The organism is Stenotrophomonas sp. YJH_SMC_119, from assembly GCF_059368315.1.
The window spans coordinates 103835-121736 of record NZ_JCAFRP010000012.1; the positions used below are offsets into that span (position 1 = coordinate 103835).

Genomic DNA, 17902 nt, shown 5'->3' on the forward strand with positions numbered 1-17902 from the left:
GGCGGCACGTCATGACGCGTCGCCATAGGCCTCTTCCGCGTGTGTTCGACAAGCTGTTGAAGCTCTACGACCCCGGCCCTTCGGAGCCGTGGTCTTTTCTGTTTCCGCGCAGGTTGTCGCTGCCTGCAATTGCCATGACGCTTTCGGTCCAGAGTCGGGGCGAGGGTGCATCGTCCATCGCTCCGCCGTCGATCAGATCAATCGATTGATTCACTTCCGGTTTGTGCGAAAGCGTCATGCCGCTCCATGGCGATTTCGTCCTTTCCCCATACCTCTCCCTCTCCTCCTTCACTAGGTTCGAACAACCACCGCCTGCGGTGGCGTTGGCGCGGCCCGCTTGGCTGCGCACCGAAGACTTCGAAGACTGAGAGAGAGACACCCATGACCATCCGTATTCCCGCACTGGGGCTGGCGATCCGTCGTGCGCTTGCAATCACGGCGACCACAACCCTGGCCGTTCCGGCGCTCGCGCAGCAGGCACCGGAAGCCACCACGCTGGACCGCATCGAAATCACCGGCTCACGCATCCGCCAGGTCGACCTGGAAACCGCACAGCCGGTGCTGACCGTCAGCCGCGCCGACATCGAGCGACAGGGCTTCAACTCCGTTGCCGACATCCTGCAGAACCTGACCGCGACCGGCAGCCCGGCATTGAGCCGCGCCAGCCCGTTGAGCGCCGGCGAAGCCGCCGGCGGCAGCTACGTGAACATGCGTGGTCTCGGTGCGCAGCGCACCCTGGTGCTGGTCAACGGCAAGCGGCTGGGCATGACCACTTCGGGTTTTCAGGACATCTCCAGCATTCCTGCCGCTGCGGTGGAACGCATGGAAGTGCTCAAGGATGGTGCCTCGGCCATCTACGGGTCCGACGCGATGGCCGGCGTGGTGAACATCATCACCCGGCGCAACGTTCAGGGTGTAACCGCCAACGTCTATCACGGCCAATACAGTGAAGGCGACGGTGCCCGTACCCAGTACGACGTGGTTGCCGGCTGGTCCAATGACCGTGCTTCCATCAGCGTTGCTGCCGAGCATGTCGAAGAAAAGGGCGTCTGGGCCAGGGACCGCGGCTTCAGTGCCTATACCTATACCGACGGCCACGCGGATGACGGCTGGACCACGGTCGGCCAGTGGGGTCGCATCACCGGCTTCAAGGGCCCCGGCTGCAGCAACAGCCGGGGCTGCAGCTATTCGCTCGACCGTGGCAGCCAGCCGGGCGGGCCGGACAGCTTCCACCTCAGCGACAACACACCGTTCACCGGCGATGTCAGCAACAGCAACGAGCAGATGCATCTGCAGACGCCGATCAAGCGCGATTCGATCTTCGTCGATGCGCGCGTGGAGCTGAACGATCAGGTCCGTTTCAACACCCAGCTGGCCTACAACCGGCGCACCACCACTCGCCAGATTGCCGGCTATCCCTTCCAGTCCGGCCCAGCCGGCATCACCCCGATGTCGGCCGACAGCTGGTTCAATCCGTTCGGCAGCCATCACGGCTACGACACGCCCAGCGATGTGCACTGGAACCGTCGTACCTGGGAGATTCCTCGCGTCAGCACCAGCGATCTGACCACCTGGCAGGCCGTCGCGGCACTCGAGGGCAACTTCGAATTCGGCGGTCGCGACTTCGACTGGGAAGCGGGTTACCAGTACAACCGCAGTGAGCTGACCCAACGTGCCACCGGCAACCTGCACAAGCAGCGCGTGGCCGATGCCACCGGTCCTTCGTTCTACAACCCGGCAACCGGCAAGGTCGAATGCGGAACGCCGGATGCGCCGATCGCAGGCTGCAAACCCTGGAACCCGCTGGTTCCGTATGGCCAGGACGATCCCTATGGCCTGACCGGCAACACGGAGCTCCAGGACTGGCTGTTCCCGGAAGAACTCACCCGCGGCCGCACCACCACCCGCAACCTGTTCGCCAACCTCAGCGGCAGCCTTGCCAGCCTGCCCGCCGGTGAGCTGGGCTTCGCCGTGGGGGCCGAGAGCCGCCGCGAGGACGGCCGCTTCATCCCCGATGCGCTTGCGCAGACCGGTGCCACCACCAACCTGGCGGCAGGCCCCACCGGTGGCGGCTACCGCGTCGACGAAGCCTACCTGGAACTGAGCGTGCCGGTGCTGCGCGACCTCGCCGGCGCCCGCGAACTGACCCTCAGCGCGGCGACGCGGTACTCGGACTACTCCACCTTCGGCGGAACCCTCAACAGCAAGTTCGGCTTCACCTGGAAGCCGATCGATCAGCTGCTGGTCCGCGGCACCTGGGCACAGGGCTTCCGTGCGCCGACCATCGCCAACCTGTACGGCGGCGGCTCGGAGACGTTCACCACCGGCTTCCGCGATCCCTGCGATACGGTCCATGGCGCAGCCGCAAGCAGTGCCGAGGTCCGCGCGCGCTGTGCTGCCGACATCGCCAACGCCGACACCTACCGCCAGCTCGGCCAGGGCAATGAACCCATCACCGGCAGCAGTGGACAGACGCCCCTGCCCTTCACCAACGGCTCCAATCCCGACCTGCAGCCGGAAACTTCGACCAGCCGCACTCTGGGCCTGGTCTGGAGCCCGACGTTCGCCGAAGGGCTTCACATCGCACTGGACTGGTGGAAGATCCGCATCGACAACACCATCGTCTCCGACCATCCCAACGACATCCTTCGCGACTGCTACGAGCTGGGTATTGCCGAGCGCTGCAGCAGCTTCACCCGCGACCCGGAGCTGGGCATCGTCAACAAACTCAACTTCGGCAACCGCAACAGCGGCTTCCGCCAGGCAGAAGGCTACGACCTGGAGATCGGCCACAAGGTCGAAACCCGCTGGGGCAGGTTGAGCGCCGACTGGAAGTCCACCTATGTGGTCAACGCCGAAGAGAAGACCACCAACGAAGCCGGCGTACCGGCCATCCCCAGCAATGGCATTGCCACCAACGGCGGCATCGGCTTCCGCGTGCGCTCCAACGCGTCGCTGGGCTGGGAGCATGGCAACCTCGGCCTGACCTGGGGCCTGCGTTACTTCTCCGCCGTCAAGGAACGCTGCCTGGGTGCGGAGGATTATCCGAACGAGTGTTCCCACCCCGACCAGCGCGCGCCGTGGTTCAGCGGTACGCGCGACTACAACCGTCGTGGATCGGTCACCTTCCATGACGTGCAGGCGCGCTACAGCCTGCCGTGGGACGCCACCGTTTCGATCGGCGCCAACAACGTGTTCGGCCGCCAGGGCCCGGCCATGTACAGCCAGCCGAGTGCCAACTTCTCCTACTACGGTGGCTTCGACATCGGCCGTTTCATCTACATGAAATACCAGCAGCGCTTCTGATCCACGCACCACGCACGGTGCCCACCACGGCCCTCCGGGGCCGTGGTGGCGTACGCTTCCGGCCGCGTCATCTGCCGGTCGCAAAGCGGTCACATCGGCTACATCGCCAGGCCCGAGCATGCCGGAAACCCGGAGGCCCGCCATGCGCTATGCCATCGTCACCGAGACCTATCCGCCGGAAGTGAACGGCGTTGCCCTCACCGTGCAGGGGCTGGAGCAGGGACTGCGCAATTCCGGCCATGAGATCGACCTGATCCGGCCCCGCCAGGCCAACGAAGCGCTGGACTCCGCACCGGGCACCCTGTTGGTTCCCGGCGCCGCCCTGCCGCGCTACCCCGGCCTGCGCTTCGGCATGCCGGCACCGATCCGGCTCGGTCGCCATTGGCAGCAGCAACGCCCGGATGCCGTCTATGTCGCCACCGAAGGCCCACTGGGCTGGTCGGCGGTGCGCACCGCACGGCGCCTCGGCATCCCGGTGGCCAGTGGCTTCCACACCCGCTTCGACGAGTACCTGCCCGACTACGGCGTGGCCTGGCTGCAGGCCGCCGCGATGCGCTGGATGCGCCGCTTCCACAACCAGGCCGATGCAACCCTGGTACCCACCCGCGAACTGCAGCAGTTCCTCGGCGAACAGGGCTTCGAACGCGTGCGCCTGCTGGCGCGCGCGGTCGACAGCCAGCAGTTCGATCCGAACCGTCGTGACCCTGCCCTGCGCGAAGAGTGGGGCGTGGACGGCAACGGCCTGGTGGCGATCTACGTTGGCCGCATCGCCGCGGAGAAGAACCTCGGGCTGGCGGTGAAGGCCTTCCGTCGGTTGCAGCAGATCCGTCCGAAGGCCCGCTTCGTGTGGGTGGGCGATGGCCCGGCCCGCGAAAAGCTGGCGCATGAAAATCCCGACTTCATCTTCTGCGGCGTCCAGCGTGGCGATGCGCTTGCACGTCATTTCGCCAGCGGCGATCTGTTCCTGTTCCCCAGCCGCAGCGAGACCTTCGGCAACGTGACCCTTGAAAGCATGGCCAGCGGCGTGGCAACGGTGGCCTTCGACTACGGCGCTGCGCGCGAGTACCTGCGCAATGGCGAGAATGGCGCCGCAGTGGACAACGACGAGCAGTTCATCGACGCGGCCGTGCAACTGGCCGCGGATGACGCGCAGCGCCACGTGCTGGGCAGCAACGCCGCACGCGCCATGAAGCGCCTGCATCCGCAGCAGGTGGTGGCGGAATTCGACGCCCTGCTGGCCGAACTGGCCCAGTCGCGGAGGACCGGCCATGCGCACAACGCGGCTTGAACTGCTGGCCGACCGCGAAGCACGCCTGTGCCGGCGGGCCAACCACTACTGCCGCCGCCGCCGTGTGCGCCGCCTGTTCGCGGTCATCAGCCGGCTCGGTGATGGCGTGTTCTGGTATGTGCTGATGGGCGCCCTGGTGCTGCTTGATGGCTTCGACGGCCTGCGCGCATCGGTGCACATGGCCGCCACCGGCCTGGCCGCGCTGTTGCTGTACAAGGGCCTCAAGCGCTGGACCCGGCGCCCGCGCCCGTATGCCGCCGACCTGCGCATCCGTGCCTGGGTGGCACCGCTGGACGAGTTCAGCTTCCCTTCCGGGCATACCCTGCACGCGGTGTCGTTCACCATCGTGGCGCTGGCCTATTACCCGTGGCTGGCGCCACTGCTGGTGCCGTTCACCGCGGGCGTGGCGCTGTCGCGGGTGGTACTCGGCCTGCACTACCCGTCCGATGTGCTGGCCGCCACCGGCATCGCCATCGGGCTGGCCTCGGCCAGCCTGGCCTGGTTGCCGTTGCCGGTGTAGCCCCGGGGTCAGATCCGTTTTGCTTCGGGGAGGGATCTGATCCCCACGATGCCGGCGGCGCTACCGTCATCGTTGATGCCCTAGAATGCCCGCATGACCACGTTGTTCATTTCCGACCTGCACCTGGACCCCAGCCGTCCGGAGATCACCGACCTGTTCCTGCGCTTCCTGCGCGAGCAGGCGCCCGGCGCCGATGCGCTGTACATCCTCGGCGACCTGTTCGAAGCCTGGATCGGTGACGACACGCCCTCGCCCGCCGCCGACGCAGTGGCCGATGCACTGAAGGTGCTGTCCGACAGCGGCGTGCCGGTGTACTTCATCCGCGGCAACCGTGATTTCCTGCTTGGCGAGGACTACGCGCGCCGTGCCGGCCTGCGCATCCTGCCCGACCCGTGCATGATCGACCTCTACGGTCGCCCGGTGCTGCTGCAGCACGGTGACCTGCTGTGCACCGATGACATTCCCTACCAGCAGTTCCGTGCACAGACGCGTGACCCGGCGTTCCAGGCACAGTTCCTGTCACAGCCACTGGCAGCGCGTATCGCGTTCGCGCAGAAGGCGCGCGAAGCCAGCCAGGCCCGCCAGTCGGAAATGAAGCAGGGTGATCGCGCGCAGTTCGAGACCGTCACCGACGTGGCGCCGTCCGAAGTCGTTGCCACGTTCGCGCGCCATGGCGTGGACACCATGATCCATGGCCACACCCACCGCCCGGCAATCCATTCGCTGCAGGCCGGTGGCCGTGCCTGCACCCGCATCGTGCTGGGCGACTGGTACGAGCAGGGTTCGGTGCTGCGCGTGGATGCCGGCGGCTGGTCGCTGGATACGCTCGCGCGCGAATGATGGGTCCGAAGGTGCCAACCAAGGTTGGCATCTACCCGGGCAGGTGCACGTGCCCGGGTAGACGCCGCGCCTGGTCGGCGCCTGGCCTCAGCGGAAGGCCGCGATGGTCGCTTTGGTATTGACCAGCACGCGCTGGTTGTCGGCGGTACTGGCATTGCCCATCGGGATGCCGTTGTAGCTGATGTTCGGGTTCGACCAGTAGTTCAGGCGCGGGCAGCTGCGGGTGCAGTTGTAGGCCATGATCGTGCGCCAACCGGTGCCGGTGGCAGGCTCGTAGCGATAGCCGTGGCCATAGGCGTAGGGCGAGGTGCTCGAGTCGGTGGCGATGTCATGCCGCGCGCTCTGCAGATGGCCGATCTCGTGCGCGAACGAGTAGTAGCCGGTTGCGCAATCCCAGTACACCGCCGCGAAGGCGGTCGATGCGGTCGAGCCGATGCCCGAGGCCAAGCCGCAGTAGGCACTGTTGTTGATGAGCAGCACGCCGACGTCGGCCGCGGTGGTGTTGCGGCTGGTGTGGATGCTGTCCATGTAGCCGTCGCTGGTACCACGGAAACGTGACAGGTCGGTGGTGAAGTTACCGGACTCGCTGTAGTTGGTGGTCTCGTAACCGGCCAGTTGCAGCGTCAGGCCGACGTTGCTGTTGACGTAACCCTGGTTGGACTCGGCCACCGCCAGCTGCACCAGCGACTGCATGTTGCCGCCATAAGCCGCTACCGCTGCATTGGTCGCCACCACCAGCACGCGGATGGTGGCCGGGCTACCGGACGAGGCCTGCGCGATGCCGATGCGGTCGTTGTCGGCCATCGGGATCTTCGGCAGCTGGTTGTAGTCAGCCGGATGATCGGCTGGCATCCTCGATTCGTCGACCTCGACCAGCACGTGGCGGTTACCCAGTGGACGCAGGCGATAAAGCTTGCCGTCCTTGCGGATCGAACCGGTGATGGTGTCGCCCGAACGTACCAGGATCAACGAATTGCCCGGATCGTCCTGGCCGCTGGAGGTGGCGGCGGTCAACCGGTCGGACGGCGAACGGAACTGGCCGTACCAGATGCTGCCACCATCGGGCAGCGCCTCGACCTTGCTGCGCACCGCCTGCACCCGTTTGCCGAGCAGCTCGAATTCCAGCTGCGGCTGCGCCGTAGCCGCCGCGTCGACACGCACTTCCTGCACCGTCGCCGTGGACGGGGTGGCCAGCAGCTTGCCGAGTGCAGGCTCGCTGTTGGCCGATGCCCGGCTGATGACCGTCACCGGTTCGAACAACGGTGCCGCATGCGCGGCTGCCGCCACCGACAAACCCAACACCAGGCCACCTGCCGCTTTGCCAATCGATCTGGACAACATTGCGTCGCTCCTTGAATGATGTGAACAGCGTTGATGCAGCACGCCCGGGTTTGCCGGGTTTGGCCATATGGCCTGCGCGGGTCGTGTGAATTCAATAGAAGATGGGAATGAAAATCAGGAACTGTGATCGACCGCATCTGCGTTAAGTAAGGTCAAAAGCGTCACTACACTTCGCCAATACACCGCTTTCGCGCTACCGTGACGCGGCCACGACGGGGAATGCACATGGCACCAGCGAAGGACACGGACGAAGATGTCGGCTTGCTGCGGATCGGCCTGTTCTTCGACGGCACCCGCAACAACGCACACAACCTGGCGCGCGGCCGTCCGCAGGTTCCGCAGCCTCGACCGGCGCAGCTGCGCGCGGACGATGATTCGACCTACCAGAGCCGGCTGACCAGCAGCTACGACAACGGCCTGACCAACATCGCGCGCCTGCAGCAGCTGTATCCGGACAGCCGCCGTGATGCGATGGCCGCTCCCTCGCTGTCGATCTATGTCGAAGGCGTGGGTACCCGCGATGATGCCGACGACGATCTGATCGGGCTGGCCTTCGGCATCGGTGCCAGTGGCGTTCGCGCGAAAGTGCAGCGCGCGCTGCAGGTGCTGCTGCCGGCCGCACTGTCGGGACTATCCGCACGCTGGCAGCGACCGCTGCATGGCGTGCAGCTGGACCTGTTCGGTTATTCACGCGGTGCTGCTGCCGCACGTGACATCGCCAACCAACTGCAGGGCTGGGACAGCGTGCGCTGGCGCCAGCTGCTGCAGGCCGCCGGCCTGTCCTGCACTGCGAACTTCGCCCCGGCCACGCCGGTGCTGCGCTTCATCGGGCTGTTCGACACCGTTGTCGCAGTCAATGGCGGCCGCGCCGATGAGCGGCCGCAGCTGGCCCTGCACAGCGGCATCGCCGGTCGCGTCGTGCAGCTCACTGCACGCGATGAACATCGCCAGCACTATCCGTTGACCAGCGTGGCACCGCCGTTTGCCGAGATCGCCCTACCCGGCGTACACGCCAATATCGGCGGTGGCTACAACCAGCTGGAAGAAGGTCCCAAGCTGCTCAGCCGCCCGCGCCGGCAACAGTTGCGCCGCCCCGCGGTTGCCGACTACCAGGTCCCTCCACTGGCGTTGCTGCGGGCCACCACGGTCTACGCTGAAACGCAGGCCGATGCCGAACGCTGGCGCCAGCAGCTGGGCGTGGGTGAGAAGGAGGTCTGGGTGGATGTCTGGCACCAGTGGCAGCAGCAGCGTCGCGCCGGCAGCCGCAGCGTGCTGTTGTCACCGGCGCTGTATGTGACCGCCGCGGTGGTGCTGCGTCGGCGCATCGACTGGCGTTACCAGCTGATCGCACTGCAGGTGATGCAGCAGCAGGCCATCGACGCCGGCGTGCAATGGACCGCCAATGCCGCCGAGGTTCCTGGCTGGGAGCTGCCGTCCGCCCTGCAGCCGATCGCACGGCGCCTGGTGGCCGGACAGCCGCTGACGCAGACACAGGAGGCGCTGCTGCGCCGGCGTTACCTGATGCAGTCGGCGCACTGGAACTTCGATGCACTGGGCGACACCGCACTGACCTACGCCGCCGATGCCGGCGTCAGCGAACTACCCTACCGGCCGGGTCCCGGCCTGTTCTACATCAACCGACCGACGGTGGATGGCAAGCGCGTGGTGTTGCCGAACGTCTGAAAAAAGGGGACGGAGGGGATTAAGTCGTTTGTGCCACAAACGACTTAATCCCCTCCGTCCCCTTTTCTTCAACCGGCCTGTTCGACCAGGTTGGCGAGCTCATCCGCGTCGAAACCGGCCAGCAGGCGCGCTTCCATGTTGAACGGTCCGTGCAGGTAGCCGCCGGCGTACTCCACCAGCAGTTCCTTGAAACGTGCACGCGGTTCGACGCCGGCGCGGTCGCAGTACCAGCGGTACCAGCGCGAACCGGCAGCCACATGTGCCACTTCCTCGCGCAGGATCACTTCCAGCACATCGGCGGTCTCGCCATCACCGACATTGCGCAGTTTCTCGATCATGCCGGGCGTCACGTCCAGGCCGCGCGCTTCCAGCACGCGCGGCACCAGCGCCATGCGTGCCAGGCCATCGTGCGCGGTCTTTTCGCACATTTCCCACAGGCCGTTGTGCGCGGGGAAGTCGGCGTAGTCGTGGCCATGCACCTGCAGGCGCTCCCGCAGCAGCATGAAGTGCCGCGATTCGTCGTCGGCACAGCTGACCCAGTCGGCATGGAATGCCGGCGGCAGGCCGCGGAAGCGGTACACCGCGTCCCAGGCCAGGTCGATCGCGTTGAGTTCGATATGCGCGATGGCGTGGATGAAGGCAGCCCGACCTTCCACACCGCCCAGTCCGCGCCGCGGCACTTCGCGCGGGTGCACCAGCACCAGCTGCGCCGGCCGGCCCGGCATGCGGATCGGCTCTGGCGGTAGCGCGCCGGCAGCCACCTTCAGGCGGCCGGCACGGAACGCAGCGGCGTAGGCCTGGGTCAGCGCAACCTTGCGCAGCGGGTCGGCTTCGGCCAGGCACTGCTGCGCTGCGCGCAGCAGGTCGCCAGCAACGTCGGGTACGTCAACCACGCCTGGTCCTCAGGCGCGGCGCTTGTGCTTGGCGTCGTCCGACCGCAGCTGCTGGATGCGCTCGAAGTAGCCCGGTTCAATGCCGGTCGGGTAGTGGCCGTTGAAGCAGGACGAATCGAAGTTGCGCAGCGCCGGATTGCCCTCGCTCACTGCCGCTTCCATGTCTTCCAGGTCCTGGTAGATCAGCCAGTCGCAGCCCAGGTGGGCTTCGATCTCTTCCACGGTGCGGTTGTGCGCGACCAGTTCCTCGGCCGCCGGCATGTCGATGCCGTAGATGTTCGGGTAGCGCACCGGCGGCGCGGCGCTGGCCAGGTAGACCTTGCGCGCGCCCGCGTCACGGGCCATCTGCACGATCTGCTGGCTGGTGGTGCCACGCACGATCGAATCGTCCACCAGCAGCACCACGCGGTTGCGGAACTCAAGGTGGATCGGGTTGAGCTTGCGACGCACCGACTTCACGCGTTCGCCCTGCCCCGGCATGATGAAGGTGCGGCCGATGTAGCGGTTCTTGATGAAGCCTTCGCGGTACTTCACGCCGAGCACGTTGGAGATCTCAAGCGCAGCGTCGCGCGAGGTATCCGGGATCGGGATGATGGTGTCGATGTCGTGGTCCGGGCGCAGGCGCAGGATCTTCTCGCCCAGCTTGATGCCCATGCGCATGCGCGCCTTGTGCACCGACACGTTGTCGATCATCGAATCCGGGCGTGCGAAATACACGTATTCGAAGATGCACGGGGTGTGCTCGGCCGGCTCGGCGCAGATCTCCGAGAACAGCTCGCCACGCGCGGTGATCACCAGCGCTTCGCCCGGCTGCACATCGCGCACGCGCTGGAAGCCCAGCACGTCCAGCGCGGCCGACTCGGACGCCACGATGTACTCGTCGCCCTCGGCATGGCTGCGCTTGCCCAGCACCAGCGGACGGATGCCATGCGGGTCGCGGAAGGCGACCAGGCCCAGGCCCAGCACCACGCTGACCACTGCATAGCCACCCTTGCAGCGGCGGTGCACGCCAGCCACCGCGCGGATCGCGGCTTCCGGGCTCAGCTGGCGCTGCTGCTCCAGTTCGTAGGCGAACACGTTCAGCAGCACTTCGCTGTCCGAATCGGTGTTGACGTTGCGGCGGTCCTGTTCGAACACCTGCTGGCGCAGCGCCTCGGTATTGATCAGGTTGCCGTTGTGGGCCAGCGCGATGCCGTACGGCGAATTGACGTAGAACGGCTGCGCCTCGTCCATGCCTTCCGAACCGGCAGTCGGGTAACGCACGTGGGCGATGCCGACGCTGCCTTCCAGGGTGGACATGGTGCGGGCATCGAACACATCGCGGACCAGGCCGGTGGCCTTCTGCACGCGCAGGCGGCTGCCGTTGGCGGTGGCGATGCCCGCCGCGTCCTGGCCACGGTGCTGGAGGACGGTCAAGCCGTCATACAACTGCCCGGCGACGTTCTGGTTGCCGACGATTCCGACGATGCCACACATGGTGCGAGGTCTCCGCTGGGCTGTGCCCAGTTACAAGGAAGGTGGCCGTACCTGGCCGCGGTGGTCGCCGCGCCTGCGGTCGACATTGGCCGGATCGCCCGGCTCGATACTGTCCGGCAGTGCTGGGGCGTCCGGACGCACTTCGGCCGGATCGTAGGAATCGCCCTGTTCCGCTTTCGCAGGCCGCAGCCATCCGCTGCCTGCCACTACCTGGTTGAGGATGCCATTATCGCCTGCCGCGCCCGGCTTTCCCAACCCGGCGCCTGCGTTCTTGCCCAACTCCATCAATGCAGATGGGGACAGCGCGTCGGTCGGCAAGGCCTTGGGCAGCAGATCGGCCCCGGGAACCTCCCAGTGCGGCAGCTTGCTGTTCATCCAGGCAACGGTGGGGTTCAGCAGTGGCCGCACCGCCGAGCGCTGCCAGGAAGGCTCGGCAGTCAGCGGGGTGAAACTGCCCAGCAGCAGCAGGATCGCGGCGATCAGGCCGCCCCGCACGGCGCCCAGCACCCCGCCCAGCAGGCGGTCCAGGCTGGTCAGCATGCTGCGGTGGACCAGAGCCTTGATGACCATGCCGATCACCGCAACCACGATCATCACGCCGATGCCGACCCCCAGGTAGCCACCGACGAAGTGTTCGCCACCGGGGGCCGCCGGGGCGGCCCACCAATGGGCGGCGTCATTGCCGAAGGCGAAGGCCGCCCACGCGGCCAGCAGCCACGACAGGGTGCCGATGACGATTCCCACGAAGCCGCGCAGCATCCCCAGCAGGGTGGAGGCGGCGATCACGATCAGCAGCACCACGTCGATCATGGCGCCCCGCTCCTTCGGCGGCGCTGGCAACGAGGCTGCGCGTGGGTCATGGGTGCGGTCGGACCATGCCGGCCACGCCGACCTTGGCGGCAACCTGCGCCTTCAGCTGCTCGGCATCGCCACGGTTGGCCACCGGCCCGACGCGGACGCGATGCAGGGTGCCCTTTTCGGTGCGCACCTGCTCGACAAAAGCACTGAAGCCGGCGGCGCGGACCTTGTCGCGCAGGGCGTTGGCATCGTTGGCCTGGCCGAACGCGCCCAGCTGCACGGCAAAGCCGACGCCGCTGGCGGCCGGTGCTGCCGGCGTGGCCGGGGCCGTTGCCGGCTTGCTGGCGGTGGCCTCCGGCTTCGGCTCGGGCTTCGGGGTTTCGGGCTTCGGCGCCGGCTTCGGCGGCTCGGGCTTGGCCGCCGGAGTGGTCGTTGCAGTCGGCGTACTCGGCGGCAGGCTTTCACTGCGCACCGGGTTGCTGCTGGCCGACGGCGCGGTGGCGGCGGATGGGGTACTGGCGCTCGGCGTAGCCGGTGCCGGGGTGGCTGCCACCGGGGCGCTGCTGTCCGCTGCGGCATCCAGGGTGATCACTTCGGCCTTCACATCGGCACGGATCTTCACCGCCTGCAGGCGGGCGGCCTCGGCCTGTGCACGGTCGGCGTACGGCCCCACGCGCACGCGCCACGCCTGGCGTCCGTTGATGGTCGCCGTTTCGGCGAAGCCCGGCAGCTGCGAGCGCTTCAGGTAGGCGATCACCGCGTCGGCGTCGGCCTTGCTGCCGTAGGCACCGAAGGTGACCGCATAGTTGCCGGCGGCGACCGTCGGCGAGGTGTCCACGGTCGGCGGAGTGGCCGGCGTGGCGGCGTCCTGCAGCGGCTTGGCCTGCCCGGTCTGCAGGCCGGTGGCACCACCGGCCGGGGCGACCAGGGGCAGCTCACGGGTTTCGAACTGGCCATCGGCCGGGGCATCCGGCGCGGCGATCGGCACATTGGCCACGCCGCTGTCCGGTGCGGGTCCCTTGACCAGCATCGGCAGGAAAATCACGGCCAGTGCCACCAGCACGATGGCACCAATCAGACGCTGTTTCAGAGGCGTATCCACGTGAGGCAGGCAACTGTCCGGAGATTGGCATCGATTATACGGGTGCCGGACCGGACGGCGTCGGCGTTGGCTGAACGCGTATCAGGCATCGCCCTGCAGCCATTGCAGGGCGGCGGCAGCGGTATGGAAGGAGCCGAACACCAGCACGCGGTCACCGCGCTCGGCCTGGGCCAGCACCTGCGCCAGTGCCTGTTCGACGCTGTCAGCCAGCAGCGCCGTGGCGGCGGCGGTGCCGGCCAGGCGTGCCTGCAGCTGGGCGGCGCTCTGCCCGCGCGGGCCTTCCAGCCCGGCCAGGGTCCACTCGCCCACCACGTCCTCCAGCGCCTGCACCACCCCCGCTGCGTCCTTGTCCTGCAGCGCGGCGTACACCGCCAGGGTGCGCCCGGCCGAGACCTCGGCCTTCAGCGCACGCGCCAGCTGGCCCGCCGCCTGCGGGTTGTGGCCGACGTCGACGCGGATTTGCACGCCATCGCGCTCGAATGCCTGCAGCCGGCCGGAAATGCGTGCCGCTGCGACACCGGCGGCCCACGCCGCACGCGGCACCGGCTTGTCCAGCGCGCGCAGCGCGGCGATGGCGGCACCCGCATTGGCCAGCTGGATCGGGCCGGCCAGCGCCGGGGTCGGCAGTTCCATGCGCAGGCCGACATCGCGCCAGCGCCAACGCTGCGCATCGATCGGCTCGTAGAAATAGTCGCTGCCACCACGGATCGCATTGGCGCCAACCAGGTAGGCACGGCGCAGCACGCTCGACGGCGGATCGGTCTCGCCCAGGATCACCGGCTTCCAGCCGCGGATGATGCCGGCCTTCTCGGTCCCGATCGCCTCGCGATCCTCGCCCAGCCACTCGGCATGGTCGATGTCCACGGTAGTGATCACCGCCACGTCGGCGTCCACGATGTTGACCGCATCGAGGCGGCCGCCCAGGCCCACTTCCAGTACCGCCAGGTCCAGCCCGGCGTCGGCGAACAGCTGCAGCGCGGCCAGCGTGCCGTACTCGAAATAGGTCAGCGTGATCTCGCCACGCACGGCTTCGATGGTATTGAACGCGGCGACCAGCGCGGCATCGTCCACGTCCTGGCCGTCGATGCGCACGCGCTCGTTGTAGCGCAGCAGGTGCGGCGAGGTGTAGGCACCGACCTTCCAGCCGGCGGCGCGTGCAATGGCTTCGATGAAGGCCACGGTTGAGCCCTTGCCGTTGGTGCCACCGACCACGATGGTGCGCTTGGCCGGCGCGCCCAGGCCCATCGCCGCGGCCACGGCGCGCACGCGCTCCAGGCCCATGTCGATGCTCGCCGGGTGCTGGCGTTCAATGTAGTCCAGCCAGTCGGCCAGGGTGGTCGGGGTGTTCGTCACGGCAGCGGTTCCAGCAGAAGCAGTTGATGCGGGGGATGGATCAGAGGGCGCGGTGCTTGGCTTCGCCGAAGAACGGCGTGTGGTGGGCGCAGTCGTTCAGGCGCACCACTTCCAGGCTGTCCAGGTCGGCGCCTTCGAGCAGGTTGAGCGTGGTCGGTGCCTGGCGGAAGGTCCACAGGCGGGAAAGCGGCAGGCCCAGCACCTTGCACAGGATCACGCGGTTGACCGCATCGTGCGCAACCACCAGCAGAGTGTCGTGCTCGCCGAGGCCTTCGGTGGCACGCGCCAGCCCACGCCAGCTGCGCTCCAGCACCAGGCGCAGCGATTCGCCGCCGGGCATCAACACCGTATCCGGCTCCTCGCGCCAGGCCTGCAGGCGCGACGGATCCTTCTCGTGGATCTCGCTCGCCAGCAACCCTTCCCATTCACCGTGGGCGATTTCCTGCAGCTCGGGCTCGGTCAGCAGCATGTCGGCGCGGGCGGCGCCAAGCGCCAGCTGCGCGGTGCGCTGCGCGCGCGACAGCGGCGAGGCGACGGCACGGGTGATGTCCACCGAGGCCAGGCGGGCACCCAGTGCCTGGGCCTGGGCTTCACCGATCGGCGAAAGCGGAATATCGATCTGGCCCTGGTAGCGGCCTTCGGCGTTCCACGGCGTTTCGCCGTGGCGGGCAAGCAGGATGCGCATGCGTGCAAGGGGTCCTGGGGGGAGGAGGTTTCCGCGTTTCGTTCACATCCTGTGAAGTACGCGGAACAGGGATGATACCTGTTCGGCGCACCGGGCCGGGCATGAAAAAACCCCGCGACGTGGGTCGCGGGGTTTCGGAAACTCCGGCTGTCTGGTCGAGGTTGCCGGCCAGCGGCCGGCACTACCTCACTTCGCCAGGTTCAGTTCCTTCAGCAGCTGCGGCGCCGGCGCCACTTCCTGCATGATCCACTGCATGTAGCGGCTGTCGACGGCGATCATGCGGGTCATCACCGGGTCGAACACCCAGTTGGAGCTGACCGATTCCCAGTTGCCATCGAAGGCCAGGCCGACCAGCTTGCCGTTGGCGTCCAGCACCGGCGAACCCGAGTTGCCACCGGTGATGTCCAGGTTGGACAGGAAGTTCACCGGCACCGAACCAATGCGCTTGTCTTCCAGGCCGCCATAACGCTTGGCCTTGACCGCATCGAGCAGCGCCTTCGGCGAATCGAACGGATCCTCACCGGTTTCCTTCGCCGCCACGCCTTCCAGGGTGGTGAACGGGGTGTACTTCACGCCGTCCTTGCCATAGCCCATGACGTTGCCGAAGGTGATGCGCAGCGACAGGTTGGCGTCCGGGTAGACGAACTCACCCTGGCTCTTTTTGTAGTCGGCCACGGCCTGCAGGTACAGCGGGCGCGCGGTCAGCGATTCGCCTTCGCGGATCTTCTTCTGCTCTTCCTGCTTCAGCAGTGCCGGCATGACGGCCACGGCGTACTGGATGGCCGGATCGTTGCTGGCCTCAAACGCGGCGCGGTCGGCCTTGAACCATTTCAGGCGTGCATCCAGGCTGCCCAGCTCGGTGCCCGACAGCTTGCCCACCAGCGATTTCACCGCAGCGGCATCGCTGCCGGCCAGCCACTTGTTCAGCACTTCGTTGTCGCGCTGTGCGGCCGGCAGGGCCACGTACTGCTCCAGCCAGTAGGCCTGCAGCTGCTGGTCCATCTTCGCCACGTAGCGACGGTCCATCTGCTTCAGGCCACCTTCGATGGTGGTCAGGTCGCGTTCCTGGTAACCGGCTTCGCGTTCGGCATCCGGCTTGCTGCGCTCGATCGACAGGCGGTACAGGGTGATCGCCGCGCCAACGGCCGAGGTGTTGTTGAACTGACCGACGAACAGGTCGCGTTCGCGGGTCGACTTGCTGGTATCCAGATGCTTGAGCAGCTGCGCGTGTGCCGCCAGGGCCGGCTTGCCGGCAGCGCCCTGCTTCTTCAGCCACGCCAGCACGGCGGCTTCTTCAGCCTGCTTCTGGCCCGCGGCGTCGATGCGCTTGAAGCCTTCCAGCTGGCCCAGGTAGTTCTTGGCCACGTTGTTCATGCTGGCGGCGGTGGCGGCGTACTTCACCTTGACGTCGGCGTCGGCCTTGCCGGCGTCGGCGATCATCTTCAGCACGGCGTTGTAGTGCTTGGCGATGGTCGGGTAGGTGAAGCTGGCGGTTTCGTTGAATTCACCGGCCAGGGCATAGCGGTTGGTGCGGCCCGGGTAGCCCGCCACCATCACGAAGTCGTCGGCACCCAGCGGCTGGTCGGCGAACTTCAGGAAGTGCTTGGGCTGGTACGGCACGTTGTCGGCGGCGAAGGCGGCCGGCTTGCCGTCCTTGCCGACGTAGGCGCGGTAGAACGAGAAATCGCCGGTGTGGCGCGGCCACATCCAGTTGTCGACGTCGCCGCCGAACTTGCCGACGCTGCCCGGGGGCGCGTAGACCAGGCGCACGTCCTTGATTTCCATGTTGCGGAACAGGCGGTAGGTGTTGCCTCCGGAGAAGCTGTACAGGCGGCAGCGGAAGCCGGCATCGGCTTCACAGGCGGCGACCTGGGCCTTGTCGAAGGCGTCCAGCGCGCGGCTGCGGGCCAGCGGGTCGTTGCCGGCGGCAGCGATGGCGGCCTTGGCCTGGGTGGTGACGTCGGTGATCTGGTCGAGCACGAACACGCGGGCGTTCGGGCCGGCGCTCAGTTCGTCCTTCAGGGTCGGCGCGTTGAAGCCGTCCTTGATCAGGTTCTTCTGCGCGGTCGAATTCAGCTGGATGGCGCCATAAGCGCAGTGGTGGTTGGTGACCACCAGGCCCTGCGGCGAGACGAAGCTGGCGGTGCAGCCGCCGAGGGCGACGACCGCGCCCATCGGGTCGCCGGTCAGGTTGGACAGCTGTTCCGGGGACAGCTTCAGGCCGGCCTTCTGCAGCGGGCCGGCGATTTCCGGCAGCTGCTGCGGCACCCACATGCCTTCAGCGGCATGGGCGACCTGGGCCAGCCCGAGGCTGGCGACGATGGAGAATGCAAGCAGGTTCGAGCGCATGGAGCGGCCCCTGGTAGTGGAACCCTCGATTGTAGCCCGCCGCCCTGCCCCGGCCCGAACCCCGGAAGTCATGGGCCTACTTCTTGCGCTGCCATGCGCACGTCGGCCGCGCACATGGAATGGTCCAGAGGGGGCGTGGTCACCCTGGCCGGGACCGATGGCGCCATGGGCCGGGCGCATGCGACTGGCGGGTTGGGCAGGACGCCCAACCCCGGTCTTGCCGTGTGCGCAGGACAGCGCGCACGAGCAAGGCGCCATCGAGCACCAT

At 67.2% G+C, this 17902-nt stretch carries 14 protein-coding genes; 5 read left to right on the plus strand and 9 right to left on the minus strand.

Translation table 11 applies throughout. From position 1 onward, the window contains the following. Positions 1-64: 64 nt before the first annotated feature. Entirely contained in the window at positions 65-238 is a 174-nt protein-coding gene (locus AC5P6S_RS16835; RefSeq protein ID WP_154344324.1) for a hypothetical protein, read from the minus strand. A gap of 143 nt (positions 239-381) precedes the next feature. Between AC5P6S_RS16835 and AC5P6S_RS16840 the strand changes: the two genes are divergently transcribed. The 4 genes from AC5P6S_RS16840 to lpxH all read left to right on the plus strand — a co-directional run bounded on the left by AC5P6S_RS16840 (position 382) and on the right by lpxH (position 5954). Continuing rightward, positions 382-3306: a TonB-dependent receptor plug domain-containing protein gene (locus tag AC5P6S_RS16840; RefSeq protein WP_005408253.1), complete on the plus strand. Its 2925-nt coding sequence runs from the start codon at positions 382-384 to the stop codon at positions 3304-3306. 142 nt (positions 3307-3448) lie between these two features. Then, positions 3449-4594 (plus strand): glycosyltransferase family 4 protein, encoded by a 1146-nt coding sequence (locus AC5P6S_RS16845; protein WP_005408252.1) that lies wholly within the window; start codon positions 3449-3451, stop codon positions 4592-4594. Next, positions 4575-5114: a phosphatase PAP2 family protein gene (locus AC5P6S_RS16850; RefSeq protein ID WP_005408251.1), complete on the plus strand. Its 540-nt coding sequence runs from the start codon at positions 4575-4577 to the stop codon at positions 5112-5114. Before AC5P6S_RS16845 ends, AC5P6S_RS16850 begins: the two co-directional genes overlap by 20 nt. 93 nt (positions 5115-5207) lie before the next feature. After that, positions 5208-5954, plus strand: coding sequence for a UDP-2,3-diacylglucosamine diphosphatase (lpxH, locus tag AC5P6S_RS16855; protein ID WP_049460293.1), 747 nt, complete (start codon positions 5208-5210; stop codon positions 5952-5954). A gap of 87 nt (positions 5955-6041) precedes the next feature. Here lpxH and AC5P6S_RS16860 read toward each other — a convergent pair whose 3' ends face one another. Next, entirely contained in the window at positions 6042-7295 is a 1254-nt protein-coding gene (locus AC5P6S_RS16860; RefSeq protein ID WP_060380297.1) for a M12 family metallo-peptidase, read from the minus strand. 225 nt (positions 7296-7520) lie between these two features. Here AC5P6S_RS16860 and AC5P6S_RS16865 point away from each other — a divergent pair, with 225 nt between their 5' ends. Beyond that, positions 7521-8978 (plus strand): T6SS phospholipase effector Tle1-like catalytic domain-containing protein, encoded by a 1458-nt coding sequence (locus AC5P6S_RS16865; RefSeq protein WP_414498597.1) that lies wholly within the window; start codon positions 7521-7523, stop codon positions 8976-8978. A gap of 68 nt (positions 8979-9046) precedes the next feature. On the opposite strand, the gene AC5P6S_RS16870 is transcribed toward AC5P6S_RS16865, so the two are convergent. From AC5P6S_RS16870 to AC5P6S_RS16900, 7 genes are all read right to left on the minus strand, one after another. Next, positions 9047-9871 carry a ferritin-like domain-containing protein gene (locus AC5P6S_RS16870; protein WP_049395711.1) on the minus strand — a complete coding sequence of 275 codons (825 nt, stop codon included), beginning with the start codon at positions 9869-9871 and terminating at the stop codon, positions 9047-9049. A gap of 9 nt (positions 9872-9880) precedes the next feature. Then, on the minus strand, positions 9881-11347 hold the full coding sequence (gene purF, locus AC5P6S_RS16875; RefSeq protein WP_005408246.1) for an amidophosphoribosyltransferase: 1467 nt from the start codon (positions 11345-11347) through the stop codon (positions 9881-9883). 30 nt (positions 11348-11377) lie between these two features. Next, positions 11378-12157, minus strand: a complete 780-nt coding sequence (locus AC5P6S_RS16880) for a CvpA family protein (protein ID WP_012479253.1) — start codon at positions 12155-12157, stop codon at positions 11378-11380. Positions 12158-12203: 46 nt separating this feature from the next. After that, positions 12204-13247: an SPOR domain-containing protein gene (locus tag AC5P6S_RS16885; RefSeq protein ID WP_005408244.1), complete on the minus strand. Its 1044-nt coding sequence runs from the start codon at positions 13245-13247 to the stop codon at positions 12204-12206. Positions 13248-13328: 81 nt separating this feature from the next. After that, positions 13329-14600, minus strand: a complete 1272-nt coding sequence (gene folC / locus AC5P6S_RS16890; RefSeq protein ID WP_059033280.1) for a bifunctional tetrahydrofolate synthase/dihydrofolate synthase — start codon at positions 14598-14600, stop codon at positions 13329-13331. A 40-nt stretch (positions 14601-14640) separates the two neighbouring features. Beyond that, positions 14641-15285, minus strand: a complete 645-nt coding sequence (locus AC5P6S_RS16895; protein ID WP_005408242.1) for a histidine phosphatase family protein — start codon at positions 15283-15285, stop codon at positions 14641-14643. Positions 15286-15471: 186 nt separating this feature from the next. Further along, on the minus strand, positions 15472-17634 hold the full coding sequence (locus AC5P6S_RS16900) for a S46 family peptidase (RefSeq protein ID WP_100438899.1): 2163 nt from the start codon (positions 17632-17634) through the stop codon (positions 15472-15474). Positions 17635-17902 lie beyond the last annotated feature (268 nt).

Excerpts from the sequence above, each read along its gene's own strand:
- AC5P6S_RS16835 (WP_154344324.1), bottom strand. The coding sequence starts at position 238 with ATGACGCTTTCGCACAAACCGGAAGTGAATCAATCGATTGATCTGATC.
- AC5P6S_RS16840 (WP_005408253.1), top strand. The coding sequence starts at position 382 with ATGACCATCCGTATTCCCGCACTGGGGCTGGCGATCCGTCGTGCGCTT.
- AC5P6S_RS16845 (WP_005408252.1), top strand. The coding sequence starts at position 3,449 with ATGCGCTATGCCATCGTCACCGAGACCTATCCGCCGGAAGTGAACGGC.
- AC5P6S_RS16850 (WP_005408251.1), top strand. The coding sequence starts at position 4,575 with ATGCGCACAACGCGGCTTGAACTGCTGGCCGACCGCGAAGCACGCCTG.
- lpxH (WP_049460293.1), top strand. The coding sequence starts at position 5,208 with ATGACCACGTTGTTCATTTCCGACCTGCACCTGGACCCCAGCCGTCCG.
- AC5P6S_RS16860 (WP_060380297.1), bottom strand. The coding sequence starts at position 7,295 with ATGTTGTCCAGATCGATTGGCAAAGCGGCAGGTGGCCTGGTGTTGGGT.
- AC5P6S_RS16865 (WP_414498597.1), top strand. The coding sequence starts at position 7,521 with ATGGCACCAGCGAAGGACACGGACGAAGATGTCGGCTTGCTGCGGATC.
- purF (WP_005408246.1), bottom strand. The coding sequence starts at position 11,347 with ATGTGTGGCATCGTCGGAATCGTCGGCAACCAGAACGTCGCCGGGCAG.
- AC5P6S_RS16880 (WP_012479253.1), bottom strand. The coding sequence starts at position 12,157 with ATGATCGACGTGGTGCTGCTGATCGTGATCGCCGCCTCCACCCTGCTG.
- AC5P6S_RS16895 (WP_005408242.1), bottom strand. The coding sequence starts at position 15,285 with ATGCGCATCCTGCTTGCCCGCCACGGCGAAACGCCGTGGAACGCCGAA.
- AC5P6S_RS16900 (WP_100438899.1), bottom strand. The coding sequence starts at position 17,634 with ATGCGCTCGAACCTGCTTGCATTCTCCATCGTCGCCAGCCTCGGGCTG.